The 10,815-nt window shown below is 71.7% G+C and carries 12 protein-coding genes; 3 read left to right on the top strand and 9 right to left on the bottom strand.

Annotated features, from left to right (window positions below):
* Positions 1 to 70: 70 nt before the first annotated feature.
* The 4 genes from GA0070608_RS19465 to GA0070608_RS19450 form a co-directional block, all read right to left on the bottom strand.
* Positions 71 to 559, bottom strand: a complete 489-nt coding sequence (locus tag GA0070608_RS19465; protein WP_091630008.1) for a GNAT family N-acetyltransferase — start codon at positions 557 to 559, stop codon at positions 71 to 73.
* Between the two features lie 9 nt (positions 560 to 568).
* Positions 569 to 1,261, bottom strand: a complete 693-nt coding sequence (locus tag GA0070608_RS19460; RefSeq protein ID WP_091630007.1) for a cellulose binding domain-containing protein — start codon at positions 1,259 to 1,261, stop codon at positions 569 to 571.
* 143 nt (positions 1,262 to 1,404) lie between these two features.
* Entirely contained in the window at positions 1,405 to 1,794 is a 390-nt protein-coding gene (locus GA0070608_RS19455) for a hypothetical protein (RefSeq protein WP_091630006.1), read from the bottom strand.
* Between the two features lie 37 nt (positions 1,795 to 1,831).
* Positions 1,832 to 2,542 carry a hypothetical protein gene (locus tag GA0070608_RS19450; protein WP_091630005.1) on the bottom strand — a complete coding sequence of 237 codons (711 nt, stop codon included), beginning with the start codon at positions 2,540 to 2,542 and terminating at the stop codon, positions 1,832 to 1,834.
* Between the two features lie 19 nt (positions 2,543 to 2,561).
* On the opposite strand from GA0070608_RS19450, the gene GA0070608_RS19445 reads away from it, so the two are divergent.
* The gene (locus GA0070608_RS19445; RefSeq protein WP_091630004.1) at positions 2,562 to 2,744 is read left to right on the top strand and encodes a hypothetical protein; all 183 of its coding nucleotides are present in this window, start codon (positions 2,562 to 2,564) and stop codon (positions 2,742 to 2,744) included.
* A gap of 12 nt (positions 2,745 to 2,756) precedes the next feature.
* On the opposite strand, the gene GA0070608_RS19440 is transcribed toward GA0070608_RS19445, so the two are convergent.
* Together GA0070608_RS19440 and GA0070608_RS19435 are read right to left on the bottom strand one after the other, a co-directional pair.
* On the bottom strand, positions 2,757 to 4,430 hold the full coding sequence (locus GA0070608_RS19440) for a right-handed parallel beta-helix repeat-containing protein (RefSeq protein ID WP_091630003.1): 1,674 nt from the start codon (positions 4,428 to 4,430) through the stop codon (positions 2,757 to 2,759).
* 75 nt (positions 4,431 to 4,505) lie between these two features.
* Complete coding sequence (locus GA0070608_RS19435; protein ID WP_091630002.1) at positions 4,506 to 4,934, bottom strand: ArsC/Spx/MgsR family protein; 429 nt, start codon at positions 4,932 to 4,934, stop codon at positions 4,506 to 4,508.
* 661 nt (positions 4,935 to 5,595) lie between these two features.
* On the opposite strand from GA0070608_RS19435, the gene GA0070608_RS19430 reads away from it, so the two are divergent.
* Positions 5,596 to 6,252, top strand: a complete 657-nt coding sequence (locus GA0070608_RS19430) for a C39 family peptidase (protein ID WP_091630001.1) — start codon at positions 5,596 to 5,598, stop codon at positions 6,250 to 6,252.
* A gap of 113 nt (positions 6,253 to 6,365) precedes the next feature.
* Here the strand turns inward: GA0070608_RS19430 and GA0070608_RS19425 are convergent, their stop codons facing one another.
* Positions 6,366 to 6,722 (bottom strand): VOC family protein, encoded by a 357-nt coding sequence (locus tag GA0070608_RS19425; RefSeq protein ID WP_091630000.1) that lies wholly within the window; start codon positions 6,720 to 6,722, stop codon positions 6,366 to 6,368.
* Positions 6,723 to 6,882: 160 nt separating this feature from the next.
* Here GA0070608_RS19425 and GA0070608_RS19420 point away from each other — a divergent pair, with 160 nt between their 5' ends.
* Positions 6,883 to 9,735 carry an aconitate hydratase gene (locus GA0070608_RS19420; protein ID WP_091629999.1) on the top strand — a complete coding sequence of 951 codons (2,853 nt, stop codon included), beginning with the start codon at positions 6,883 to 6,885 and terminating at the stop codon, positions 9,733 to 9,735.
* Positions 9,736 to 9,832: 97 nt separating this feature from the next.
* Here the strand turns inward: GA0070608_RS19420 and GA0070608_RS19415 are convergent, their stop codons facing one another.
* The gene (locus GA0070608_RS19415; RefSeq protein WP_091629998.1) at positions 9,833 to 10,444 is read right to left on the bottom strand and encodes a GTP-binding protein; all 612 of its coding nucleotides are present in this window, start codon (positions 10,442 to 10,444) and stop codon (positions 9,833 to 9,835) included.
* On the bottom strand, positions 10,425 to 10,811 hold the full coding sequence (locus tag GA0070608_RS19410; protein WP_091629997.1) for a DUF742 domain-containing protein: 387 nt from the start codon (positions 10,809 to 10,811) through the stop codon (positions 10,425 to 10,427). Before GA0070608_RS19410 ends, GA0070608_RS19415 begins: the two co-directional genes overlap by 20 nt.
* Positions 10,812 to 10,815: the final 4 nt, after the last annotated feature.

The raw sequence follows: 10,815 nt of genomic DNA, 5'->3' as shown, positions 1-10,815 counted from the left end.
CGGAATCGCCGTGTCAGCACAAGGTGAACACTGCCGGGCTCGTGGTGCGCCTCGGACAGGTGCCCGGGGCTCAGTCGTCGGCGAGGACGGCGTACAGATCCGAGTCGCGCCAGCCGTCGCGAATGTAGGCGGTGCCACGCATCCGGCCCTCGTACCGCATACCGATCTTGCGAAGCACCGCCGCCGAGGCGAGGTTGCGCGGGTCACACGTGGCGAAGATGCGATGGCGCCCGTGCTCGCCGAAGCCCAGCCGCAACAGCTCCCGCGAGGCAGCCGTGGCTACGCCCTGCCCCCACCACCGTGGATGGACCGCGTACGCGATCTCGGCGGTGCTCCAGCCGTGCAGCTTCAGCTCGGCGCTGCCCACGACGTCGCCGTCGACGAGCATCCCGAACACCAGCCGATCCGGGGGCGCCACCACGGCGGCCCCCACGTACGCCTGCGTCTGCTCGTAGGTGTTGGGTCCCCACGCCTGGTAGCGGCACGACTCCGGCAGACGCGCCCAGTCGTGCACGGCGTCAATGTCGTCGAGCGCGAGCGGACGGAGTGTGAGCGCCATGGCAGCTACTCAGAGGCGGCAGGCGCCGTTGTCGACCGTGCAGGACGCCGGGCGGCTCTGTGCGCCCTGGACGTAGAACCGCAGCGCGGCCGACGCGCCCCCGGGCAGGTCGGGGCCGCTGTGGTAGGTGAAGCCGTCGTCGATCCGCCGCGCCGTCCCCTGTGCCGCACCCTCGACCCACGCGCTGTCCAGCCGGCCGCCCGGGAAGGTCAGCCGCGCCGTCCAGCCCCGACCGGTCGACGACGCGTTGCTGACCAGCACCTCCCCGACGAACCCGGTGGCGTACGACGCCACCACCCGGTACCGGCCGCTCACGGACGGCGCGGCCGAGGGCGGCGGCGGCTCGACGAGCAGTGCGTCGCCGCTTCCGCTCGGGGTCGGAGACGGCGGGCGGCTGCTGCGGCCCGGCGTCGGCCGCTGCGGGGTGGGCCGGCCGGTGGCGCGGCCGGACGGCGTGGGCATCGCCCGCGGCGACCGCGTGGCTGAGCTGGTCGCCGACGGTGCCGGATCGGCCAGGGCGGCGGTCGGCGGAGGCGGGCCGGGCTGTGCGTCGAACGCGGGGCCGCGCCCCCGGTAGGTGCCGAGCGCGATGGCCAGCAGGACCACCATCACGACGACGCCGACGGACACCACGATCCACGGTGAGGACGCGATGGCGGTCGTGCCGTAGGACCTGATCGATGTTCGGCGCGTGCCGGGCATGCCCCTCCTCCCGCCGTCGTCGGGGGCAGCGTAACGGTCGGTGGCGACCTGACGCGACCATCCGTAGGGCCGCTTCACGTGGGCGGAAACGGCGGATCACGGCAAACGGACGCCGCCGGAGGACGTCGCGACCTGCCGGCCGGTCAGGCGGTCCGTAGGACGGTGCAGATGGCGGGGCCGTCGTCGGTGGCCCGCAGCAGGTAGCGGTAGCGCTCGCCGGGGACCGCCCGGCCCCGGCTGTCCAGGAACTCCCACTGCACGGCCACCATGGTCAGCAGCGCCGACATCGGCTGCACGTCCTCGATGGCCGCGTGCGCGGCGACCAGCTCGCGCTCCTGGTAGTCGGGGGCCGCGCCCACGAAGGACAGCGCCACCGCCGCCGGCGAGGTGAACGAGAAGCTGTACGTGTCGGCGACCACCAGCCCCGGCAGGGCGTAACAACTGGCGATGGCGGGCACGTCGCCGGCGGTCAGCGCCACGCCGTACCGGTCGAAGAAGTCGGTAAGCGTGTCGAGATCGGTGGAGGCTCTCACGGGGACAGCAATTGCCGGGCGGGCGGCGGGCCAAACCTCAGCGCGGTGGGGTGTGCACCTCGATCTCGGACCCGAGCCGGGCGCCGCCCGCGAGGCCGAGGTCGTCGCCGCTCCAGAACCGGCCCGGGTCGTACCAGTTGGGACGCCGCCCGGCCGGAAGCAGTCCCATCGCCTCGTAGGTCACCGCGACCACCTCCGCGCAGTACGCCGTCTCCAGTGCACGATCACGCGCCCCGGCGCGATCGGACGCGGGCGCCCCGGGGTGGTCCGGCGCGGGCGTGTCGGGGCGCTCCGGGTCCCGGCCGCGCAGGGTCGGCACCCGCACCGCCGGGACCCGACCCCGCAGCCAACGCCAGGCGAGCTGCGCGGTGGACGGGAACGGCGTGCCGTCGAGGCGGGCGACGGTACGCAGCACCGCCTTCTCCATCTCCGCGTCGGCCGGCGGGTCGAGCTGGCGCAGCCAGGCCCGCTGGCCGTACCGGTTGGCCCACACGCAGACGGCGTCCCGCAGGTCGTGCAGTTGCACGCCGCGCTGGTGGGTGCCCGTCCACATGTCGGGCAGCGACCTGCCCAGCTCGGCGTGCCACATCAGGGGCGGCATGTCGTCCAGCACGACCGCCATGCCGACGTGGTTGACCGGGCTGTTGGTGGTCAACTGGATGGCCCGGTCCGGCACGCTACGGCCTCGGAACACCCACACGTCGCCGGTACGGGTCAGGTTCACGGCCTCGTCCAGGCTGATGCTCATGGGGGTCTACCCTAGGCCGATGCGGCAACGGATGCGGTGGTGGAAGGTGCTCGGGCTGGCCGGCCTCGCTGGCGTCGCGGCGTCGGGCGTGGTCATCGCCCGGGCGGAACGGCGGCGCCGCGCGTACACCCCGGAGGAGATCCGGGCCCGGCTGCGCGACCGGCACGCGGAGGCGACGGCGCCCGCCGACGACGCACGCTGACCGCCGCCGGGGTCAGTCCACGTCCTGGTGGTTGCGGTCCCAGCGCCCGCCGACCGGCGGGGTGTCGAGCCGCACCGCCCCGACGGCGTTGCCGGCGAGGTCGTTGTCCTCGATCCGGCAGGACACGCAACTGCCGGCCCGGGTGATCCAGAGCCCGTAGGTCTGGGTCTGCTCGTCGCGGTGGTCCCAGATCCGGTTGCCGCGCACGGTGGCCGAGTCGAACGGCGCGTTGACGGTGATGCCGGCCCGGATCTGCGGAGCCGCGGGCAGTTCGTACGACGCACCGGGCGGCGGCGTGTCCTCGTTCCAGCCGGTGGGGGAATCCGCCCGCACCTCGGCGAGACTCAGGTCGGTGTCGGTGTTGGACACCACCACCGCCATCCGTGAGCCGACCCACACCACCTTGCCCCGGTGTCCGTCGTGCGGCCAGTGCGCCGTCCGGTCGGTGACGGACCGGTGGTGGTAGCGCACCGACTCGCCTCCGCCGGTGGCGGCCGGGGCGCACCGCCGGCCGTTGTTACGGATCCGGTTGTTCACCACCACCGCGTCGGTCATCGGCCGGTCGATCCGGATCGCGTCCAGACCGTTGTCCCAGAACTCGTTGCCGTCGATGACCACGTCCGCCGCCGCGCCCCGGTGGCCGTGCCCCAGGTCGTGCTCGTGGTAGCCGTGCGCCCCGTTGGCGCTGATCCGGTTCCCCCGGACCGTGTACGGGCCGGGCGTGTTGCCCATGCTGATCCCGTCGCGGACGTTACGGTCGATGACACAGTCGCTGATGATGCCGCCCCGGCCGGCCACCCCCGCCGTGCCGTTGCCGGAGACGTCGAAGCCCGCATCCAGGTTGCCGGTCAGGGTGCAGGCGGAGACGATCAGGCCGTCGGCGCCCCAGTCGGAGATGCCGAAGCGGTTCGCCTGGCTGTGGCAGCCGATGATGCGGTAGCCACGCGGCGGCGTCCAGTAGTCCTTCTGGAGTTCGAGGAAGATCCCGTTGGTGCCGTTGCCGACCGTCGTGCAGTTGGCGATGGTGAGGCGTTCCACGTCGCCCCATCCGCCGATGCCGACGCCGATGCCGGCGCCGCCCATCTCCTCGCCGTTGTCCAGCCGGCCGCACCCGACCACGACCACGCCGTCGATCAGGCTGTCCTGGAGGAAGTCGCAGCCGAGGCCGGTCGCCCCGGTGTGGTGGATGTAGAGGTTGCGGAACACGCCGCGCACGACGTACTGGAGGCCGAGCCCCTTCGCGAGGTAGTTGTACTCGACCATCGCCACCCCGGAGCCGTCGATCTCGAAGTCCGCGAAGGTGCAGTCGGCGATGTACCGGTCGCGGCTCGCGCCGTGCTGCACCGTGGTCCAGAAGGCCAGCGGCGTCGGGTCCGCCCGGTTTCCCTCGTTGCTGAGCAGGAACCGGGTCGCCCCCGGTCCCGCGCCGATCAACGACACGCCGCTGCGCCAGACGGTGCCGGCGTCCCGGATCGAATAAATCCCCGGCGGGCAGTGGATGACCCGGGCCCGCCCGTCGGCGGCGTAGCCCTCGCCGAGGCGGTCGACCAGGGCCGCCAGCGCCGGTTGGTCGTTCGTCACGCCGTCCCCGCGCAGTCCGAACTCCCGCGCGTCGCACCACAGGGGTGCCCCGGCGACGGGGGTGAGCCGCTTCGGGGTGGCGGTGGACAGGTCCTGGTGCGGCATCCGACCCTTCCTCTCCGGCGTACGGTCCGTTCGCCTGCGAGCCGGGCATTCCCGCCTTACCCGTCCGGAAACGCGCTACCCGGCCGGCGTCGCGCCGGCCTCCACGTCAGTGCCGGCCTCCACGTCGGTGCCGGAGGTCGGGCCGTTGCGGCGCACCGCCTCCGCCAGCGCCCCGGCGGTACGCCCCACGAGCGCGCCCCCGTCGTCGAGCAGCAGCAGGGGCCGCTGGATCAACTCCGGGGCGGTCACCATCGCCTCGACCCAGCGCGACTCAGCCGCCTCATCCCTCGGCCACCCGGCCATGCCCAGGGCTACCGCAGCGGGCTCCTGCGTCCGGCAGACGTCCCAGGGGCGTGCGTCGAGCCGGCGCAGCACCTCGGTCAACTCGGCCGCGCTCGGCGGCCGGTCCAGGTACGGCCGCACCGCGTACCCCACCCCGGCCTCGTCGAGCGCGGAGCGGGCTGCGGCGCACTTCGAGCAGGACGGGTTGTTCCAGATCTCCATGCCCGTCATGCTCGCAGCCGCACCGCTCCTCCACCCACCCGCAGCCGCCCCCTCTCCCCCCTCGCCTCTCCCCCCTCGCCCCTCGCCCCTCGCCCCTCGCCCCTCGCCCCTCGCCCCTCGCCCCTCGCCCCTCGCCCCTCGCCCCTCGCCCCTCGCCCCTCGCCCCTCGCCCCTCGCCCCTGCGATCTTGCACTTTGTGCCCACCATTTGCGGCATATGCCGGCTTTGTCCGGGCGGGAAGTGCAAGATCGCGGGGGTGAGGGTGAGGGCGAGGGTGAGGGTGAGGGGGGTGTTCGGTTTGGGGGGATTTGCGGTGGCGGGGGTCACCGCGGCGGTGGGCATGGGTCCGGGGCGCGGGGCGTTGTAGCCATCGTGAGCGCGTGACCCCCTCGGCCCGGCCCGCTCGCGTGGCCGGGGTGCTGGCGGAATGCCGGCCGGGTTCGCGTCGTTACATCTCCCCGGACGCGCCCCTCAGCCGAGGTCACCCCCGCGCCACGGTGGCCCGACCGGCCGGCGGAATGGATTGCCGAGCCCGGTCGTTGAGACACCCCGACGCCCCGAGCAGGCCCCGCCGCCGGAGCGATCCCTTCTGACACCCCCCCTTTCGCGACACACCGCTCCCCAACGTGTGCCGTACCCCCGATCGAAAGGTGCTGTCATCATGCGTACCGACATCTTCCGCAAGACCGCCCTGACCGCCGCCGGGCTCGCCTTCACCGGCGGCGCCATCGCCGGCCCCATCACCGCCGCCCACGCCGCCCCCACCCCCACCGAGGGCAAGCCCGTGACGGTCAGCCAGGACCGCAAGAACAGCGAGCGGGAACTCGACGTCCGCTACGAGGCCCAGCCGAACTTCTTCTACTGCGGCCCCGCCGCCGCCCGCAACGCCCTGAGCGTGCAGGGCAAGAACATCGACGTCGACGCCATGGCCAAGCGCATGGGCACCACCGAAGCCGGCACCAACTCCATCAACGACATCACCCCCGTCCTGAACAAGGAAACCGGCAAGGACGCCTACCGCTCCGTGGAGATCCGCGAGCCCAAGGCCGACGACAAGCAGACCGACACCCTACGCACCGACATCGTCAAGGCCGTCGACGAGGGCCACGCCGTGGTCGCCAACATCGCCGGCACCGCCACCGACACCGACGGCACCACCCACTCCTTCGAAGGCGGCCACTACGTCAGCGTCGTCGGCTACCGCGACAACGGCAACACCGTGACGATCTCCGACTCGGCCGACCCCAACCAGGCCTCCTACCGGATGAACGTCGACAACCTCGCCGACTGGATCGCCACCCGCGGCTACACCTCCTGACCCCGACGAACCACCAGACGACGAGGGCCGACCCCCACAAGGGGTCGGCCCTTTCGTCGTCTCCGGCAGTCTCACGTGAGGACAGCCATACCGCTGGTGCCGCGTCGCGGGGGTCAGTCGATCGGGGCGAGGAACTCCAGCCGGTTGCCGTGTGCGTCCTGCGAGTGGAAGCGGCGCATCCCGGGCAGTTCGTCGTCGCCCCAGGTGACCGGGTATCCGATGGCGGCCAACCGGGTGGCGAGCGCGTCCAGGTCCGGCCGGAGCAGTCCCGGGTGGGCCTTGCGGGCGGGGCGGAAGTCGTCCTCCACGCCCAGGTGCAGCTCGGCGCCGTGGCCGGTGAACCAGCAGCCACCACGGGCCGCGAGCACGGGCGGTTTGGGCTTCTCGGTCATCCCGAGCACCCCGACGTAGAAGGCCCGGGACGCCTCCTCGGAGCCGCGTGGGCAGGCGAGCTGGACGTGATGGATCATGGTGGCACCTCCTCGTCCCGAACGATGGCACGAGGTTGCGAAGTTAGCAAGACGGACGTACGGTTTTGTTGACGACGAGAATCGGCGGTAAGTGTCCCCTAACCACGGCGGCACCCCGACCGGTGCGAAAGACTGCTCAGGACTACTCACGGTCGCTGGTGTGAAGGAGTACGACGTGGCGAGCCTCGACACCTTCGGTGCGAAGACCCAGCTACGCGTCGGAGACGCGAGCTACGAGATTTTCAAGATCAGCAAGGTGGAGGGCCACGAACGGCTCCCCTACAGCCTGAAGATCCTCCTGGAGAACCTGCTCCGGACCGAGGACGGCGCGAACATCACCGCCGACCACATCCGGCAGCTCGGCGGCTGGGATTCCGACGCCGACCCGAGCGTGGAAATCCAGTTCACCCCGGCGCGGGTGCTCATGCAGGACTTCACCGGCGTGCCCTGCGTGGTCGACCTGGCCACCATGCGCGAGGCCGTCCGTGACCTCGGCGGCGACGCCACCAAGGTCAACCCGCTCGCCCCGGCCGAGCTGGTCATCGACCACTCCGTCATCGCCGACCTGTTCGGTCGCGAGGACGCCTTCGAGCGCAACGTCGAGCTGGAGTACGAGCGCAACAAGGAGCGCTACCAGTTCCTGCGCTGGGGCCAGAGCGCGTTCAACGAGTTCAAGGTCGTCCCGCCGGGCACCGGCATCGTGCACCAGGTCAACATCGAGTACCTGGCCCGTACGATCATGGAGCGCAACGGCCAGGCGTACCCGGACACGGTGGTCGGCACCGACTCGCACACCACGATGGTCAACGGCCTGGGCGTGCTCGGCTGGGGCGTCGGCGGCATCGAGGCCGAGGCCGCCATGCTGGGCCAGCCGGTCAGCATGCTCATCCCGCGCGTGGTGGGCTTCAAGCTCTCCGGCGAGATGCCGGCCGGCACCACCGCCACCGACCTGGTGCTCACCATCACCGAGATGCTGCGCAAGCACGGCGTGGTCGGCAAGTTCGTCGAGTTCTACGGCCCGGGCGTGAGCGCCGTGCCGCTGGCCAACCGGGCCACCATCGGCAACATGTCCCCGGAGTACGGCTCCACCGTCGCGATCTTCCCGATCGACGCCGAGACCGTCCGCTACCTGGAGCTGACCGGCCGGGACGCCGCGCAGGTCGCGCTCGTCGAGGCGTACGCCAAGGAGCAGGGCCTCTGGCACGACCCGGCCGCGGAGCCGGAGTACTCGGAGCGCCTGGAGCTGGACCTGGGCACCATCGAGCCGTCCCTGGCCGGCCCGAAGCGCCCGCAGGACCGGGTGCCGCTGGGCAACGCCAAGACGCTGTTCCGCTCGGCGCTGACCGACTACGTGGCCGCCGACGAGACCGGCAGCGACGCCGACCCCCGTGGCGGGGTCCGCACCAACCCGCCGTTCGGCGTACAGGGCCCCGCCGACGAGGCCAGCGCCGAGTCCTTCCCCGCCAGCGACTCCCCGGCCAACGGGGTCAGCGACCCGGCCGACGCCCCGCGCGACCTGGAGACCGCTGCGGTCGGCTCCGGAGGCCGGGCCAGCAACCCGATCCGGGTCACCGGCGCCGACGGCGTCGAGTACGAGCTGGACCACGGCGCCGTGGTGATCGCGGCGATCACCTCCTGCACCAACACCTCCAACCCGCAGGTGATGATCGGCGCGGGCCTGCTGGCCCGCAACGCCGTCGACAAGGGCCTGACCCGCAAGCCGTGGGTGAAGACCACCCTGGCCCCGGGCTCCAAGGTCGTCATGGACTACTACGAGCGGGCCGGCCTCACGCCCTACCTGGAGAAGCTCGGCTTCCACCTGGTGGGCTACGGCTGCACCACCTGCATCGGCAACTCCGGCCCGCTGCCGGAAGAGGTCTCGGCCGCGGTCAACGAAGCCGACCTCGCCGTCGTCTCCGTGCTCTCCGGCAACCGGAACTTCGAGGGCCGGATCAACCCGGACGTCAAGATGAACTACCTGGCGTCCCCGCCGCTGGTGGTCGCGTACGCACTGGCCGGCACGATGGACATCGACCTGGCCAACGAGCCGATCGGTGAGGACGGCGAGGGCAACCCGGTCTTCCTGCGGGACATCTGGCCGAACACCGCCGAGATCCAGGACGTCATCGCCTCGGCGCTCGGTGCCTCCGGCTTCAGCGCCGCGTACGCGGACGTCTTCGCCGGTGACCAGCGCTGGCAGTCGCTGCCCACCCCGACCGGCGACACTTTCGCCTGGGCGGGCGAGTCCACCTACGTACGCAAGCCCCCGTACTTCGAGGGCATGCAGCGGGAGCCGAAGGCGGTCGTCGACATCGGTCCGGCGCGGGTGCTGGCCAAGCTGGGCGACTCGGTGACCACCGACCACATCTCGCCGGCCGGCTCCATCAAGGCCGACTCGCCCGCCGGAAAGTACCTCGCCGAGCACGGCGTGCCGCGCCACGAGTTCAACTCGTACGGCTCCCGCCGGGGCAACCACGAGGTGATGATCCGGGGCACCTTCGCCAACATCCGGCTGCGCAACCAGCTGGTCCCGGGGGTCGAGGGCGGCTTCACGCTCAACCACCTGACCGGCGAGCAGACCTCGATCTACGACGCCTCGGTGGCATACCAGGAGGCGGGCGTCCCGCTGGTCGTCCTGGCCGGCAAGGAGTACGGCTCCGGCTCGTCGCGCGACTGGGCGGCCAAGGGCACCATGCTGCTCGGCGTCAAGGCGGTCATCGCCGAGTCGTACGAGCGGATCCACCGCTCGAACCTGATCGGCATGGGTGTGCTCCCGTTGCAGTTCCCGGCCGGCGAGACCGCCGAGTCGCTCGGCCTCACCGGCACGGAGACGTTCTCCGTCGCGGGGGTGACCGCGCTCAACGACGGCGAGACCCCGCGTACGGTCAAGGTCAGCACCGACACCGGCGTCGAGTTCGACGCGGTGGTCCGGATCGACACCCCGGGCGAGGCGGACTACTACCGGCACGGCGGCATCCTGCAGTACGTCCTGCGCCGCATGATCGCCAACTGACGCCCTGAATGGAAGGGCTCCCGGTTAACGCATAGCGTTAACCGGGAGCCCTTCCTTTCACTTCGCTCAGGGCAGGGGCGCGGTGGCCCGGCCCCGGTTACTCGGCGGCGGCGGCGCGGCGGCGGGCTTCCCGGGTCTTCATGGCGTGCTCCATCAGCGTGATGAGCACCTCCTTGCTCGACTCCCGCTGCCGGGCGTCGCAGAGCAGCACCGGCACCCCCGGGTCGAGGTTGAGCGCCGCCTGCACCTCGTCGAGCCGGTACTGCCGGGCCCCCTCGAAGCAGTTGACCGCCACCACGAACGGCGTGCCACGGCCCTCGAAGTAGTCGATCGAGGGGAAGCAGTCGGCCAGCCGCCTGGTGTCGGCCAGCACCACCGCGCCGAGCGCGCCGAGCGCCAGCTCGTCCCAGACGAACCAGAACCGGTCCTGGCCCGGGGTGCCGAAGAGATAGAGCACCAGGTCGTCGCTGATGGTGATGCGGCCGAAGTCCATCGCCACCGTGGTGGTCTTCTTGCTCTCCACCCCGGACAGGTCGTCGATGCCGACGCCGGACTCGGTCAACACCTCCTCGGTGCGCAACGGGCGCGTCTCGCTGACGGCACCGACCATGGTGGTCTTGCCCACGCCGAAGCCGCCCGCGACGAGGATCTTTATCGCGGTGGGCAGTGGCGTTGCTCCCGCCGGCCGCTCAGAGTGCCCGTAGTCCATTGATTACCGCCTCGAAAACGCTGTTGTCGGGAAGGCCGGCCGTGGTGTACGGCTCGCGTACCTGTACCAGGCTGCGGGCCGCCAGGTCACCGAGCAGGACCCGGATGGTGCCCACCGGCAGGTCCAGGTGGGCGGCAATCTCGGCGACGGACTGGATCCGCTGGCAGAGCCCGACGATCGCCAGGTGCTCCGGGCCCAGCCCGACCTCCGGGGTCACCTCCGCGCGGGTCGCCGTCACCAGGGAGATCAGGTCGAACGTGCCGGTGACCGGCCGGGCCCGGCCGCGCGTCATCGCGTACGGACGCACGACCGGGCCGGCATGGTCGTCGACCCACTGGTGCTCCGAGGACTCCCCCTGCACCGTCATCGCG

It is taken from the genome of Micromonospora peucetia, assembly GCF_900091625.1.
Classification (GTDB): Bacteria; Actinomycetota; Actinomycetes; order Mycobacteriales; family Micromonosporaceae; genus Micromonospora; species Micromonospora peucetia.
Note: the sequence above shows the minus strand (reverse complement) of the source record. Positions and strands in the feature narration are given on the sequence as shown.